This is a genomic window from Kluyvera sp. NPDC087067, assembly GCF_044745165.1.
Taxonomy (GTDB): Bacteria; Pseudomonadota; Gammaproteobacteria; order Enterobacterales; family Enterobacteriaceae; genus Kluyvera.
Window position 1 is genome coordinate 168,392 of sequence record NZ_JBIUZS010000003.1, and the last position, 15,717, is coordinate 184,108.

The following is a 15,717-nucleotide window of genomic DNA, read 5'->3' on the forward strand; positions in this document are numbered from 1 at the left end:
ATATAGGGCGTGCGCCTGTGCGCCCTATAAATACTGACGCAGAAATATCGCAGCCAGGTACATATATGGACCACAATAATAGCGAGCCGTCTGGTGAATTCTTGTTGGAAATGAGCCAGATCAACAAGTCATTTCCCGGCGTAAAAGCACTCGATAATGTTAACCTGAAAGTTCGTCCGCACTCTATCCATGCATTAATGGGGGAGAACGGTGCGGGCAAATCAACATTATTAAAATGTCTATTTGGGATCTACCAAAAAGATTCCGGCAGTATTTTATTTCAGGGTAAAGAAATTGATTTCCATTCAGCCAAAGAAGCGCTGGAAAATGGTATTTCAATGGTTCACCAGGAACTGAACCTCGTATTACAACGTTCCGTGATGGACAACATGTGGCTGGGGCGTTATCCCACCAAAGGTATGTTTGTCGATCAGGATAAAATGTATCGCGATACCAAAGCTATCTTTGATGAGCTGGATATTGATATCGATCCGCGTGCCCGCGTCGGGACGTTATCGGTATCGCAAATGCAGATGATAGAAATTGCCAAGGCCTTCTCCTATAACGCGAAAATCGTGATTATGGATGAGCCTACGTCATCACTGACGGAAAAAGAGGTGAACCACCTGTTCACCATTATCCGTAAGCTCAAAGAGCGTGGCTGTGGCATTGTTTATATCTCGCACAAAATGGAAGAGATTTTCCAGCTGTGCGATGAAATCACCGTCCTGCGCGATGGTCAGTGGATCGCCACCCAGCCGCTGGAAGGGCTGGATATGGATAAGATCATCGCCATGATGGTGGGGCGTTCGTTGAATCAGCGTTTCCCGGACAAACAGAACACGCCGGGGGAAGTTATTCTCGACGTGCAGCATCTGACCTCGCTACGCCAGCCATCCATTCGCGACGTGTCATTCCAGCTGCGTAAAGGCGAAATTCTCGGCATTGCCGGGCTGGTGGGGGCTAAACGCACCGATATTGTTGAGACGCTGTTTGGCGTGCGTGAGAAATCTGGCGGAACCATCACCCTGCACGGTAAGAAAATTAATAACCACAGCGCCAATGAAGCCATTAACAACGGCTTTGCGCTGGTGACCGAAGAACGTCGTTCGACCGGGATCTATGCCTATCTTGATATTGGTTTTAACTCATTAATTTCCAATATTAAGAATTATAAAAATAAAGTCGGCCTGCTGGATACTTCCCGCATGAAGAGCGATACCCAATGGGTTATTGATTCTATGCGCGTGAAAACGCCCGGGCACCACACGCAGATTGGTTCCTTATCGGGTGGTAACCAGCAGAAGGTCATTATCGGTCGCTGGCTGTTAACCCAGCCGGAAATTCTCATGCTCGATGAACCTACGCGCGGTATTGACGTTGGGGCGAAATTTGAAATTTATCAATTAATTGCTGAACTGGCGAAGAAAGATAAAGGGATAATTATTATTTCCTCAGAAATGCCTGAGCTGCTGGGAATTACTGACCGCATCCTTGTCATGAGTAATGGCATGGTCGCCGGGATTGTCGAAACAAAAACAACAACGCAAAACGAAATTCTCCGTCTTGCGTCATTGCATCTTTAATCGCAGGGGCTCGACATGAGTACGTTAAATAAAAAAAGCTTTCTGAGTTATCTGAAAGATGGCGGCATTTACGTCGTTCTTTTGGTTCTGCTGGCCATTATTATTATTCAGGACCCGACTTTCTTAAGTTTGTTGAACCTCAGTAATATCCTCACTCAGTCTTCCGTGCGTATTATTATTGCCCTCGGCGTGGCCGGGCTGATTGTTACACAAGGTACTGACCTGTCTGCGGGGCGCCAGGTGGGGCTTGCGGCGGTTATCGCGGCGACGCTGCTGCAATCAATGGAGAATGCCAACAAAGTGTTCCCGGAGATGGCCACGATGCCGATTTTTGTCGTGGTGCTGATTGTCTGCGCGATTGGTGCCGTTATCGGCCTGATTAACGGTATTATCATTGCCTACCTGAACGTGACGCCATTTATTACCACGTTGGGGACCATGATTATCGTTTACGGGATCAACTCCCTGTACTACGACTTCGTTGGCGCATCACCGATTTCCGGCTTCGACAGCGGCTTCTCGACATTCGCCCAGGGGTTTGTGGCGCTCGGCAGCTTCCGTCTGTCTTACATCACCTTCTATGCCTTGATTGCCGTCGCATTTGTCTGGGTGCTGTGGAACAAAACGCGCTTTGGCAAAAATATCTTCGCTATCGGCGGTAACCCAGAAGCGGCGAAAGTCTCTGGTGTTAACGTTGCGCTGAACCTGCTGGTTATCTATGCGCTCTCCGGCGTGTTCTATGCCTTCGGCGGCTTGCTGGAAGCAGGGCGTATCGGTTCGGCGACCAACAACCTCGGCTTTATGTATGAACTCGATGCCATTGCCGCCTGCGTGGTGGGCGGCGTGTCATTTAGCGGCGGTGTGGGCACGGTCGTCGGCGTAGTCACCGGTGTGATTATCTTCACCGTCATCAACTACGGCCTGACCTATATCGGCGTTAACCCTTACTGGCAGTACATTATTAAAGGCGCGATAATTATCTTTGCCGTGGCACTGGACTCACTGAAATACGCACGTAAGAAGTAATTCCTTTAAGCAAAATAAAGCCTGGCGCATGCGTCGGGCTTTTTAACGTTAAACGAAGTTATCAGACTACTTTTTATTCTTTTGCAGCTCCAGCAACTGGTCCGGCGTGACCGCCGGATACCCCTGAGCATTTTCCGGGACTTCCTGCTGGGCAGGGATGGGGATTAGCGGTCCTAAGAAGCGCGGTTCACGCTTAAAGAGATAAAGATCCGCCAGGGCACCGAAGCGCGCACCAAACTCGCGAAGACGCACGCTCCACATATCCTTTGGCGAAGGCACGGCGTAACACTGTGCCTGAATGCCCATATGCAGTGCGATAAACAATGCGCGTTCACAGTGGAAACGCTGGGTGATGATAATAAAGTCGTTGGTATCGAACACCTTGCGGGTACGCACAATCGAGTCGAGAGTTCGAAAACCTGCGTAGTCGAGCACGATATCTTCCGGGGCAACGCCGCCTTTAATCAGGTCGCGGCGCATGGTCATCGGCTCGTTATAGCTTTGCAGCGCATTGTCACCGCTAAGCAGCAGATAGTTGACCTTGCCGCTGTTGTAGGCGTTGAGCGCGCCCTGAATGCGGTAACGATAATACTGGTTGATGACGCCGGTGCGATAATATTTGGCGGTGCCGAGCACGACACCGACCTGACGGTAGGGGAGATCCTGAAGCTCGTCGTAAATATAGGGCGAGGTTTTCCAGCTCATCCAGCGGTCAAGGCCGAGCACGGTTAACAGCAGCAGGCCGCACAGGACTAACAGGCTGTATAACACACGCTTTAACATGAACTTGACTCAATAGTGGCGGATGGAGACATCAGGCTACTTTACCCGCCTTGCAAGCGCAAGAAACCATCGTTTAACTGCGGGGAATTTAACCTGTATTTGTAGCCCGGCCAAGCAAAGCGCCGCCGGGATCTGCTACCGAGTAACCCCGGAGTCGGCGTATTCACGCCTCGTCCGGGCTACGCGTTGTAACCCGGACAAGCGAAACGCCGCCGGGATCTGTTGCCGAGTAACCACGGAGTCGGCGTGTTCACGCCTCGTTCGGGCTACGTGTTGTAGCCCGGCCAAGCGAAGCGCCGCCGGGATCTGTTACCGAGTGACCCCGGAGTCGGCGTATTCACGCCTCGTCCGTGCTACGCGTTGTAGCCCGGCCAAGCGAAGCGCCGCCGGGATCTGTTACCGAGTGACCCCAGAGTCAGCGTGTTTATTAGCCCAGCAGCACGCGGTCAATATTGCTACAGCCCAGCGCTTTCAATGTTGCTACGGTGGCATCCCACTGCACGAGCGGTGCGTCGGCGCGTTCAGCCAGAATAGCGCGCTGAATATCCGGGTAGTCATAACCATTCAGACTCAGCAGATTGAGTGCGCCTTGCAGCGGCGGCAGCGTTGGGTTGAAGGCGGCGTTTTCCGCGTAACTGCCGCTGAAAATCGTGCCGCCACGCAGTTCGAGCGCCACGCCAGATGGGGATTGGCTATACGGAGTATGGCTGTGGTTTGCCGCTTTGATTGCCGCCTGTGCCAGCGCGTCGCCTTCAAGCGGATAACCGTGATCCTGTTCATCCATCAGCAGGGTTTTGATATCCAGATCTTTTGGCCCAAAGGCGTCCGGCAGATAATCTTGCAACGTATGCGGCTCACGGCCCGGCAGATTAATACGCAGGGAAAGACCGCTGTTCAGCTCATTCATAAACTGACGGCAGTGACCACACGGGGTGTAGTTGACGGTAATGGCCTGCAGGGCTTTTTCACCGCGCAGCCAGGCATGGCTGATGGCGCTCTGTTCGGCGTGAACCGTTTGCTGCATGGTGGCGCCCAAAAACTCCATATTGCCGCCAAAGTACCAGGTGCCGCTAACGCCGCGGGCGATAGCGCCAACGTTAAAGTGGGACAGGTCGGCGCGGGCGCAGGCGGCAGCCAGCGGCAGCAGCGCAAAAGCGAGCGCGTCTTCGTCCAGCCCCGTCGCTTTTTGCAGCGATGAGACCTGCTCGGCGCTCAGTTTGGCAGGGAAGTGCGGACTGGCTAACAGCGGGGCGATAGCGGTCTGCAAATCTGCCGCCAGTTGCGAAAAAGCAGATTGAAAACGTGGATGCATGGCGTCGTGCCTCATAACAATGTAATGGGATCGTAGTGTACGGGGCGCGAACGCCTTAATTAGTGATCAATATCTCATTGTTAATGCAACGCATGTAATCTCAGTTAAAAATGTGTGATTTGTCTCGTTTTATCCCATCACTGACAGAATAATCGGGAATAAAAACGGTGCTATCAGCGAGGTAATAATGCCGCAAATCACCAGCGCCAGTGAACTAAACGCCCCTTCCTGATAGTCCAGTTCGGCGCAGCGAGCGGTACCTAAGGCGTGTGAAGCGGTGCCCATCGACAAACCGCGCGACGCTTTGGTGGTAATACGCATCAGATTCAGCAGCGTGTGACCAAATACCGCGCCCAGGATCCCGACATAAATAACGCACACTGCGCTAATGGCTGGAATACCGCCGATGCTGCCGCTGACCGCCATCGCAATCGGCGTAGTGACCGATTTCGGCAAAATAGACGCGGCGATTTGCGGCGACGCCCCCATCATCAGCGCCACGGAGGTGCCGGTTATCATCGCCACCGCGCTGCCGATAAAGCAGATAGTGATGATGGATTTCCAGCGCGCGCGAATCTGATGAAGCTGTTCATACAGCGGATAGGCGAGGGCGACCACCGCCGGTTGCAGCAAATCGTTTAATACTTCGCTGCCTTTAAAATAGCGCTCGTAGGGAATTCCGGTCAGCATCAGGAACGGGATAATCACCACCATGGAGACCAGCAGGGGATTGAGCAGCGGCATTTTGAATCGTGTGCCTAACTTACGCGCGGCAAAAAAGACCACCAAAGTCAGCGGCAGCGACCACCAGATATCGTGTAAATAGTGCAGCATTATTTTTCCGCCTCTTCCTGACCGACAACTTTACGTTCACCGTGAACCAGATGTGAACTCCAGCTCACGACCACCAGCACCACTAACGTACTGACGGTGCAGGAGACCACCACCGGGCCAAACTGCGCGCTCAGCAGGGCAAAATACTGCATCACGCCGACGCCAATCGGCACGAACAGCAGCGCCATATAACGGATAAGGACGTAGCAGCCGGGATTAACCCATTTGGCGGGCAGGATTTGCAGCCCCAGCAGGACGAAAAGAATAAGCATACCAATAATGCTTCCGGGGATCGTAATTGGCAGCAGTGATGAAATAAAAATACCGGCGTAAAGGCAGGCGTAGATCAGCACGAACGCACGCAGGTATTGCCAGATGATATTCAGTGATTTGAGCATGGGATTCACCTTTCGTGGAATGCATTCATCATACAATTAAACCCTAAACTGTGCTACCGATCACATCATGAATTCTGAGCATACCTGAGATAGACAGGCGGAACATCAGGCATCTGACCGGGATTCTCCTTCAGTTTGTACCGGATGTGACAAATAGTAGAGAAACCGACTTAGCGCCAGCGAAGGCAGATCCTTTTTACGCCAGAATACGCCGACGCTCCCTTTTTGCTCAATTCGCGGCAGTGCAAGAATAGAAAGCTGCCCCTGGCTTGCGTAGCGCTCGGCAAGCCGTAACGAGAGGATTGAGATCATATCGCTACTTTGTAGCAGGTTAACGCTCACGTTCATCGAGGCTGATTCAATGGTGTTTTCCGGCAGCATCACGCCGTTTTCCACCAGCGCGTTATCAATACTCTGGCGGATGGGCGTGCCGGTGGGCCAGACTATCCAGCGCCAGGGGGACAAATCACTCCACGTCAGCCTACTGTGCGTTGCCAGCGGATGTCCGGTGCGCGCCACAAAGCATACCGGCTCGGTATACAGCACTTCATAGTTTAGCGGCAGTTCCAGCGCCCGGCCGCCGATACGTCCTACCACCACGTCAACCACCCCGGACTGCAAATCTTGCAGTAACGGCGTCATCACCTTCTCTTCAATATTAAGGTGCAGTGTCGGCATCTCTGCCAGCAGGGGAAAAATAGCGTGAGAAACGCAGTCCGTCGCCACCGGAGAGCAGCCGATTTTCAGGCTCCCCACGTGTCCACCTTGCTTAAAACGCTCCATCTCAAACTGCGAGCGTTCAATGTCGTTAATCAGCCGCTGCGCATGTTGCAGCAGCAGCTTGCCGCCTTCCGACACGCGCAGACCCTTGCTGTGCCTTTCAAACAGCACGATGCCCAAATCTTCCTCAAATTGCGTAAGCCATTTCGACAGGGCGGGCTGGGTGATGTGCATGCGTTTGGCGACCTGCGTGAGGTTTCCCTGCTCGCCAAGTGCCACCAGCATTTGTAGATGATGCAACTTCAGTTTCTGCGTCCAGTCAGCCATTAGCGATAACCTCCAGGTTATGGGTGGGCATGAAAAGCCATTGTACAACTCATTTCACTTGTCACAACATAGCAACATAAAAGCAAAAAAATAAACATCTTACCCTGAGCCGTTTGGACGAAAGCGTGAACCCAAACGTGGAATACCTGCACTGACAGAGGCTCCTCCCTATGACGCAACGACGTGAACTACAAGCGCTAATCGATGCCGCACCCATCGGCAAGATGCAGTGGCGTGTCATTCTCTGCTGTTTCCTGGTGGTCATGCTTGACGGTTTTGATACCGCGGCAATTGGCTTTATTGCTCCGGCTATTCGTGACCATTGGCAGTTAAGCGCCGGTTCTCTTGCACCGCTCTTTGGCGCGGGATTGTTAGGCTTAACCGCCGGTGCTTTACTGTGTGGACCACTTTCAGACAAATTTGGACGTAAGCGGGTCATTGAATGGTGCGTCGCGCTATTTGGTCTTTTCAGCCTGCTATCTGCTTTTTCCCCCAATCTTGAAACGCTGATTATCCTGCGCTTTTTAACCGGCTTAGGACTCGGCGGCGCGATGCCTAATACCATCACCATGACCTCGGAATATCTGCCTTCCCGCCGTCGTGGCGCGCTGGTCACGCTGATGTTTTGTGGCTTTACGCTGGGATCCGCGATGGGCGGCATCGTCAGCGCGCAGCTGGTATCGGTGATTGGCTGGCACGGCATTCTGGTGCTGGGCGGCGTGCTGCCGTTGATGCTGTTCTTTGCGCTGCTGGCCGTGCTGCCAGAATCCCCGCGCTGGCTGGTGCGTCGTCAGCGTCCGCAAGCCCAGGTGCTGCGAACGGTTAGCGCAATGACCGGCGAGCGTTATGAAAACACCGAGTTCTGGCTCGATGAGCCAGCGGCGACAAAGAAAGGCAGTATCAGCCAGCTGTTTACCGGGCGTCAGCTCACCATCACGCTGATGCTGTGGGTGGTGTTCTTTATGAGCCTGCTGATTATCTATTTGCTCTCAAGCTGGATGCCAACGTTGCTTAACCATCGCGGTATCGATCTCCAGCATGCGTCCTGGGTGACGGCGGCCTTCCAGGTCGGGGGAACGATGGGCGCGCTGGTGCTGGGCGTATTGATGGACAAATTCAATCCGTTCTGGGTGCTGGCAATAAGCTATGCGTTGGGGGCGATCTGCATTGTCATGATTGGCCTCAGCGGGGACGGTCTGTGGATGATGGCGCTGGCGATTTTCGGTACCGGTATTGGTATTAGCGGATCGCAGGTTGGATTGAATGCGCTGACCGCCACGCTGTACCCCACGCAAAGTCGCGCTACCGGCGTGAGCTGGTCTAACGCCATCGGTCGCTGCGGCGCCATCGTAGGCTCCGTCTCCGGCGGCATGATGATGGCGATGAATTTCTCATTCGACACCCTGTTCTTTGTGATTGCCGTGCCTGCCGCCGTCAGCGCCGTGATGTTGACGTTGCTGACGCTGGTGATTCGCCAGTCACCTCGCGTACCCGACTCGTTGCCTGCTATGGGCACGGTGAAAAGTTAAGGAGAATAATAATGACCTCGGACGTAAAACACGATCGCCAACGCTTCTACCAACATATTTCCGGGCAAAACCTGACGCCGCTTTGGGAATCGTTGCACCACCTGGTGCCGAAAACGCCGAACGCCAACTGCGCGCCAGCCTGCTGGAATTATCAGGAAATCCGCCCGCTGCTGCTGGAAAGCGGCACCCTGATTGGCGCAAAAGAAGCGGTGCGCCGCGTGCTGGTGCTGGAAAACCCCGGCCTGCGCGGTCAATCCTCTATTACCTCCTCGCTGTACGCGGGGCTGCAATTAATCATGCCGGGCGAAGTTGCGCCGAGCCATCGACATAATCAGTCGGCGCTGCGTTTTGTGGTGGAAGGCCATGGTGCATTTACCGCCGTTGACGGTGAACGTACGCAAATGCGTCCGGGCGATTTTATTTTGACCCCGCAATGGCGCTGGCATGACCACGGTAATCCCGGCGACGAACCGGTTATCTGGCTGGATGGCCTGGATCTGCCGCTGGTGAACTACCTTGGCTGCGGGTTCGCTGAAGACTACCCGGAAGATCAACAGCCGGTGACGCGCAAAGAGGGTGACTACCTGCCGCGCTACGCCGCCAATATGCTGCCGCTGCGCCACCAGGTGGGGAACTCATCACCCATTTTCAACTATCGCTATGACCGTAGCCGTGACGCGCTGCATGAATTAACCCGTATGGGAGAGGCCGATGAGTGGGATGGCTACAAAATGCGCTACGTCAATCCGGTCACCGGCGGTTATCCGATGCCGTCGATGGGGGCCTTCCTGCAACTGTTGCCGAAGGGGTTCCAGTCACGTAAGGCACGCACCACCGACAGCACCATCTACCACGTCGTGGAAGGTCGCGGCGAGGTGACGATTGGCGAACAAACCTTCAGCTTCAACGCGAAAGATATTTTTGTCGTGCCCACCTGGCACAGCGTGTCCTTCAACACGCCAGAAGAGACCGTGCTATTTAGTTTCTCGGATCGTCCCGTTCAGGAAGCCCTGGGCCTGTTCCGCGAAGCGCGCTATTAATTTCAGGAGAATAACCATGAGCAAATATGCCTTTGAACCCCAAGCCCCGGTAGCGATTCCCGTCGTGGGGAGTGATGAATTGTTCCCGGTGCGTCGCGTGTACTGTGTGGGCCGTAACTATGCCGCACACGCCCGCGAGATGGGATTTGACCCGGACCGTGAGCCGCCATTCTTCTTTTGTAAACCCGCGGATGCGGTCGTGCCCGTGGCCGCAGGCGAAACCCTGAATCTGGCCTATCCGGCGCGGACCGACAACTATCACTACGAAATTGAGCTGGTGGTCGCCATTGGTAAAAAAGGCAGCGATATCCTGCTGGAGCAGGCCGGTGAATATATCTGGGGCTACGCGACGGGGCTTGATATGACCCGACGCGATCGTCAGATGGAGATGCGCCAGATGGGGCGTCCGTGGGAAATTGGCAAAGCCTTTGACCTTTCCGCACCGATTGCGCCGCTGCACAAAGTGGCCGATGCGCCGTCGCTTGAAAAAGCGCCAATCTGGTTACAGGTTGACGGTAAAGACCGCCAGCGCAGCGATATCGAACATCTGATTTGGGATGTGAAAGAGACCATCAGCTACCTGTCCGGTTTCTTTGAATTACAGCCGGGCGACCTGATTTTCACCGGTACGCCAGAAGGCGTGGGGGCCGTGGTGAAGGGCGAAACCATCACCGGTAACGTCGACGGTTTAACGCCTATTGCCGTGAAAATTGTTTGAGGTGAATGATGAAGCTGTACAGTTTTTTTAATAGTTCGGCCTCTTATCGCGTGCGTATTGCGATGGCGCTGAAAGGCATCGACTACCAGACCGTGGGCGTGAATATTCGTATCGGCCAGCAGAATGCGCTGGAGTACCGACGCTTAAACCCGATAGGGCTGGTGCCTGCGCTTATCACCGATGAGGGTGAATCGTTGGGTCAGTCGCTGGCAATTATTGACTGGCTGGACAGACATTTCCCGCAAACCCCGCTGCTTCCAACCAGCGATCCCCAACGGATGCGCGTACTGGAGGTGGTGTATGCCATTTGCTGCGATATCCACCCGGTAAACAACATGCGCGTGCTGCGTTATCTCAGCGACGAGCTGAAGGTCAGCGAAGAGGCGAAAAAACGCTGGTATGAGCACTGGATCTTGCAGGGAATGAGTGCCGTTGAACAACTGTTGCGCCGTAGCGAAACCGGTACGTTTTGCGTCGGCGATACGCCGACCCTGGCCGATTGTTGCCTGGTGCCCCAGTGGGCAAATGCGCAGCGTATGGGCTGCGATCTGAGCGGATTCCCGCGCTGCAAAGCCGTGTACGACGCTTGCGTTGGGCTGCCGGCATTTATTGCCGCGGCGCCTGAGAACCAGCAAGACAAGATCCCGGCGTAGTCAGAAAAGGAGAATAATCATGGCGAAAGTCACCCGTGCAATTATTGTGGGCGGTGGTATCGGCGGCGCGGCTACCGCACTGTCGCTGGCGCGTCAGGGCATCCAGGTGATGCTGCTGGAACAGGCGCATGAAATTGGTGAAATTGGTGCTGGGATCCAGCTTGGCCCCAACGCTTTTTCCGCACTCGATAGCTTAGGCGTCGGCGAAGTCGCTCGTCAGCGTGCGGTCTTTACCGATCACATCACCATGATGGATGCGGTAAACGGTGAAGAAGTCGTCAGTATTGAGACCGGGCAGGCGTTTCGCGATCACTTCGGTGGCCCGTACGCGGTTATCCATCGCGTGGATATTCATGCCACCGTGTGGGAGGCCGCGTTACAGCACCCTGGCGTGAAATATCGCACCTCGACTCACGTGGTTGATATCCGTCAAACCGCGGACGATGTCACCGTGTTTGATGATAAAGGCAATAGCTGGACGGCGGATATTCTGGTGGGCTGTGACGGCGTGAAATCTATCGTTCGTCAGAGCCTGCTCAGCGACAACCCGCGCGTGACCGGGCATGTGGTTTATCGTGCGGTGGTCGAGCGCGACGATATGCCGGAAGACCTGCGTATCAACGCCCCGGTGCTGTGGGCAGGCCCGCATTGCCATCTGGTGCACTATCCGCTGCGCGGCGGCAAACAGTACAACCTGGTGGTGACCTTCCACAGTCGTGAAACGGAAGAGTGGGGCGTGCGCGACGGCAGTAAAGAGGAAGTGATGTCCTACTTTAAAGGCATTCATCCGCGTCCACGGCAGATGCTCGATAAACCGACCTCATGGCGTCGTTGGGCAACCGCCGATCGTGAGCCGGTTGAGAAATGGGGCAACGGTCGCATTACCCTGGTGGGCGACGCTGCGCACCCGGTGGCGCAGTATATGGCCCAGGGGGCCTGTATGGCGCTGGAAGATGCGGTGACGCTGGGTAAAGCGCTGGCCCAGTGCGAAGGCGATGCGGCAAGCGCCTTTGCGCTGTATGAGTCGGTGCGTATTCCGCGCACCGCACGTATCGTCTGGTCAACGCGTGAAATGGGACGCTTATACCATGCGGCGGGCGTTGAGCGTCAGGTGCGTAATCTGCTGTGGAAAGGGAAAACCCAGGACGAGTTTTACCGCGGGATTGAATGGCTGTACGGCTGGAAAGAAGATAACTGTTTGCAACCGCGATAATCGCTGTGTCCCGGCGGCGCTGCGCTTGGCCGGGCTACGATTGTGGCAGGTTCTTGTGTAGATACTTTGGGCATTTACAACACGTAGGCCTGATAAGCTACGCGCCATCAGGCATAACCACGCACATTGCCGGATGGCGGCTACGCCTTATCCGGCCTACGATTGTGATAGGTTATCGTGTAGGCACCTTGTAGCCCGGGCGAGCGCAAGCGACCCCGGGAATATCACCGGTTGCCAACCACCAGCGCTTTATCCTTCGCCAACATAAACGGTCTTAAATACCCCACGCCGTTGGATAACGGTATCACATCATCGCTTAGCGCAATCTTCAGCACATCGCGGATATACGCGCGACGCGCTTCAATGCGTGCCCACAATTCCGGGTACGCTTGGGCGATATCTTTTTGTAACGCCGCATCCGCCAGCGCGACGCTCTCCTCGGCGCTGACCCCGGTATAACCCGGCACGGAAGGAATAATATCGAGCTGCAAAATCATGCCACTTTTCAGCGTTTCAGCGGACTGCGGATACACTGGCGAAGACATCCACTCTTCATCTGCGCTTAAATGCCCGGGATTCAGATGCCAGCCGTACTGCGCTTTCGGCAGCACGCTCTCGACCTGGTTATACAGCTCCCCGCCCGGCATCCCAATCTGAATACGGGTAAGCCACTGGGCCACCGCGCCAAAATAGGGTTTCGCCACGCGGTCTAAATAATCCTTCTGGTTCTCCGGCAGTTCGCTTTCATCGGCAATCACAAACCCGGTACGGCTGGACAACCCGCCTTTAAAGCCGGTGGTCATCGACAGCGGCTGACCGCGCTCAAGGTGCTTATAGGTCGGATAGAAATTGGCTTTTTCAAAGCGCTGCCCGGCGGCGGCAATGGCCACCACCGTCTGATACTGTCCTTCGGCGGCGAGCAGCGCGCCCAGTTCGACCTCACGAATGCCGGGCTCGACCGCGTCCAGCGCCGTCAGCATACAGTTGGAGGCCAGATTGGCACCGTACTCATAATGGGCAATTTCGTTGGCGTTATTGACCGTTCTTGCCCCTTTATCGCCGCGAATAAACAGATGGGCGGCATTGACCAGCTCCGCATGCGTGCTCTGTTTCACCGCCTCAACGATAAAATAGGGCAGGTCAAAGAGCCTGGCGTTATCGGCCAATGTGGCGGTAAACATCTTCCAGCCAACCAGACCTATTTTCGACATTGCGCTCAGCCCGGTTTCATTAAACAACTGTGCCAGCGGCTTTTCGTTACTCATGGGCTGATTGGGCAGAGAAAAATGCGGACAATGCTTAAGCGTCACCGGCAAACGCGCGTGCTGTGCCATCTTCAGGTTTTCATTCCCCAAAATCACCGTCGCGTGGCCGGATTTATCCAGCACCAGCAAGCCTTCTTCAAAGCGTGGAATAAACCCGGTCAAATACTCGAAGTTCCCGCCATGCTCTTTATCGGCATAAATCACCAGCGCGTCGAATCGCTCCTCGCGCATCCGTTCCAGCACCTTGTTTTTACGCTCTTGCATCGTGGCATCGCTTAGAAACACCGGCGGTACACCGTGAAACTGGCGTGGGGATTGTGTGGTCTTAAGCTGGATAACGGTCGAATTCATCTTCACCTCCTGGTGTGTCGATAATCGCGAACAATACGTCGCGCTCCTGGCAGTGGAAAGCTGCATGGTTAGACGTTACCATAGCGCCTCTTTTTTTTCTGGATAACGATATGCGTGTTTTACTGGCGCCGATGGAAGGCGTACTCGATTCGCTGGTGCGTGAGCTGCTGACCGAAGTGAACGATTACGATCTGTGCATCACCGAATTTCTGCGCGTGGTGGATCAACTGCTGCCGGTAAAATCGTTTCAGAAACTGTGCCCGGAGCTGCATAACGAAAGCCGGACGCCTTCCGGCACCCGCGTGCGGATTCAATTACTGGGCCAGTATCCGCAGTGGCTGGCGGAAAACGCCGCCCGGGCGGTGGAGCTGGGCTCGTGGGGCGTTGATCTCAACTGCGGTTGCCCATCGAAAACGGTCAACGGCAGCGGCGGCGGGGCGACGCTGCTAAAAGATCCCGAGCTGATTTACCAAGGCGCGAAAGCCATGCGCGAAGCGGTGCCAGCGCATCTGCCGGTGACGGTAAAAATTCGCCTCGGCTGGGACAGCGGCGCGCGGCAGTTTGAAATTGCCGATGCGGTGCAGCAGGCTGGCGCGACCGAACTGGCCGTGCATGGCCGCACCAAAGAGGACGGGTATAAAGCCGAGCGAATTAACTGGCAGGCGATTGCCGACATCCGCCAGCGTCTGACCATTCCGGTGATTGCCAACGGTGAAATCTGGGGCTATCAAAGCGCGCAGGAATGTATGGCGGTGACCGGCTGTGATGCGGTGATGATTGGCCGTGGGGCGCTGAACGTGCCGAATTTAAGCCGGGTCATCAAATATAATGAGCCGCGCCTACCCTGGCCGCAGGTGGTTGAGCTACTGAAAAAATATACGCATCTGGAAAAGCAGGGCGATACCGGGTTGTATCACGTCGCGCGTATCAAGCAGTGGCTGGGTTATCTGCGTAAAGAGTACGATGAGGCCACCACGCTATTTACCGCCGTGCGCGCCTTGCAGGAATCGAAGCTTATTTCACGGGTTATCAACGACTGGCAAGCGTAACCGTTTGTGCCGGATGGCGGCTACGCCTTATCCGGCCTACAAGTAAAGGTACATTCGTAGGCCGGATAAGGCGAAGCGCCATCCGGCAATGCTGCCCACGCCTAAACCGGTTTGCGCGCCCGCAAAATAAAAATCATCGGACGTTCTTTCTCTTCATCCAACGCTGGATTCGCGGCAATCTGCTGCGCCGTCGGGCCCCATTCATTGAGATGTTCAATCACGAAACCGGCGGCAATCAGCGCATTAATCCAGCTGGCAAGCGTACGGTGCTGTTTTTTGACGCCATCGGCAAACCAGTTGCTGATGCGTTCGCCCTGTTGCTGATAATGGCTAACCGGCCAGCTTTTCTGCCCATTTTCATCCTCCTGCCAGCCCTGTTTAAGCGGGGCGGTATAGATAGGATGTTCGGCAGAAAATAGCAGCGTACCGCCCGGCGTTAAGGCATTAAAAACGGTGCTGAGCAGCGGGGCGATATCGGGTAAATAATGCAGCGCCAGCGAGCTGTACACCAGCTCACAGCTATTGGCCGTAAGCGTGAGCGTCTGCAAATCTTCACAGCGATACTCAATGCCTCCACCGTCGGTCATTTCGCGCGCGCGTTCTAACATCAGGCTGGAAAGATCAAGGCCCGTCACCTGTGCTGCGCCCTGGTCGCGTGCCCAGCGGCAAAACCAGCCATAGCCGCAGCCCAGATCCACCACCCGCTTGCCTGTTAATGCAGGCATCATTTGCATAATAGTGGGCCACTCCGGCGCGCCGTCCAGCCCTTTGACCGAACGGTCGAGCGTGGCGTAACCGGCAAAGAAATCAGGATCGTCATAAATGTTCTGACTCATATTCACTCCGTGAAGTTAAACTATTTTTAGCTGTGAGGAAGTATGTCGGAGTATGTTCCCACACGCTTTACTAAAAG

Annotated in this window: 15 protein-coding genes; 8 read left to right on the forward strand and 7 right to left on the reverse strand. The window is 54.9% G+C overall.

The features are described from left to right. Positions 1-65 precede the first annotated feature (65 nt). Together mglA and mglC are read left to right on the forward strand one after the other, a co-directional pair. Positions 66-1,586, forward strand: a complete 1,521-nt coding sequence (gene mglA, locus ACIPDS_RS09555) for a galactose/methyl galactoside ABC transporter ATP-binding protein MglA (protein ID WP_400734954.1) — start codon at positions 66-68, stop codon at positions 1,584-1,586. Between the two features lie 15 nt (positions 1,587-1,601). After that, the gene (gene mglC, locus ACIPDS_RS09560) at positions 1,602-2,612 is read left to right on the forward strand and encodes a galactose/methyl galactoside ABC transporter permease MglC (protein WP_166513338.1); all 1,011 of its coding nucleotides are present in this window, start codon (positions 1,602-1,604) and stop codon (positions 2,610-2,612) included. A gap of 66 nt (positions 2,613-2,678) precedes the next feature. Here the strand turns inward: mglC and sanA are convergent, their stop codons facing one another. The 5 genes from sanA to ACIPDS_RS09585 form a co-directional block, all read right to left on the reverse strand. Further along, positions 2,679-3,395 (reverse strand): outer membrane permeability protein SanA, encoded by a 717-nt coding sequence (gene sanA / locus ACIPDS_RS09565; RefSeq protein ID WP_166513339.1) that lies wholly within the window; start codon positions 3,393-3,395, stop codon positions 2,679-2,681. Between the two features lie 427 nt (positions 3,396-3,822). Then, entirely contained in the window at positions 3,823-4,707 is an 885-nt protein-coding gene (gene cdd / locus ACIPDS_RS09570; protein ID WP_400734957.1) for a cytidine deaminase, read from the reverse strand. 129 nt (positions 4,708-4,836) lie between these two features. After that, positions 4,837-5,541, reverse strand: coding sequence for a CidB/LrgB family autolysis modulator (locus ACIPDS_RS09575; RefSeq protein WP_166513341.1), 705 nt, complete (start codon positions 5,539-5,541; stop codon positions 4,837-4,839). After that, entirely contained in the window at positions 5,541-5,939 is a 399-nt protein-coding gene (locus tag ACIPDS_RS09580) for a CidA/LrgA family protein (protein WP_166513342.1), read from the reverse strand. The genes ACIPDS_RS09575 and ACIPDS_RS09580 overlap by 1 nt, the downstream gene beginning before the upstream one ends. Positions 5,940-6,044: 105 nt before the next feature. Then, positions 6,045-6,986 (reverse strand): LysR substrate-binding domain-containing protein, encoded by a 942-nt coding sequence (locus tag ACIPDS_RS09585; RefSeq protein WP_400734960.1) that lies wholly within the window; start codon positions 6,984-6,986, stop codon positions 6,045-6,047. A gap of 170 nt (positions 6,987-7,156) precedes the next feature. On the opposite strand from ACIPDS_RS09585, the gene ACIPDS_RS09590 reads away from it, so the two are divergent. From ACIPDS_RS09590 to ACIPDS_RS09610, 5 genes are read left to right on the forward strand one after another with little or no spacing between them, the layout of a single operon-like run. Continuing rightward, positions 7,157-8,515, forward strand: coding sequence for an MFS transporter (locus ACIPDS_RS09590; protein WP_400734962.1), 1,359 nt, complete (start codon positions 7,157-7,159; stop codon positions 8,513-8,515). A gap of 11 nt (positions 8,516-8,526) precedes the next feature. Beyond that, positions 8,527-9,555, forward strand: coding sequence for a gentisate 1,2-dioxygenase (gene gtdA, locus ACIPDS_RS09595; protein WP_166513345.1), 1,029 nt, complete (start codon positions 8,527-8,529; stop codon positions 9,553-9,555). A 16-nt stretch (positions 9,556-9,571) separates the two neighbouring features. Beyond that, complete coding sequence (locus ACIPDS_RS09600) at positions 9,572-10,273, forward strand: fumarylacetoacetate hydrolase family protein (protein WP_400734964.1); 702 nt, start codon at positions 9,572-9,574, stop codon at positions 10,271-10,273. Between the two features lie 8 nt (positions 10,274-10,281). Next, complete coding sequence (gene maiA, locus ACIPDS_RS09605) at positions 10,282-10,926, forward strand: maleylacetoacetate isomerase (RefSeq protein WP_400734966.1); 645 nt, start codon at positions 10,282-10,284, stop codon at positions 10,924-10,926. A 19-nt stretch (positions 10,927-10,945) separates the two neighbouring features. Beyond that, entirely contained in the window at positions 10,946-12,139 is a 1,194-nt protein-coding gene (locus ACIPDS_RS09610) for a 3-hydroxybenzoate 6-monooxygenase (protein ID WP_166513348.1), read from the forward strand. 224 nt (positions 12,140-12,363) lie between these two features. Here the strand turns inward: ACIPDS_RS09610 and ACIPDS_RS09615 are convergent, their stop codons facing one another. After that, entirely contained in the window at positions 12,364-13,755 is a 1,392-nt protein-coding gene (locus ACIPDS_RS09615; protein ID WP_400734968.1) for a M24 family metallopeptidase, read from the reverse strand. A 110-nt stretch (positions 13,756-13,865) separates the two neighbouring features. Between ACIPDS_RS09615 and dusC the strand changes: the two genes are divergently transcribed. Further along, entirely contained in the window at positions 13,866-14,804 is a 939-nt protein-coding gene (gene dusC / locus ACIPDS_RS09620; protein ID WP_166513350.1) for a tRNA dihydrouridine(16) synthase DusC, read from the forward strand. 101 nt (positions 14,805-14,905) lie between these two features. Here the strand turns inward: dusC and ACIPDS_RS09625 are convergent, their stop codons facing one another. Then, on the reverse strand, positions 14,906-15,640 hold the full coding sequence (locus tag ACIPDS_RS09625) for a class I SAM-dependent methyltransferase (RefSeq protein WP_400734971.1): 735 nt from the start codon (positions 15,638-15,640) through the stop codon (positions 14,906-14,908). Positions 15,641-15,717 lie beyond the last annotated feature (77 nt).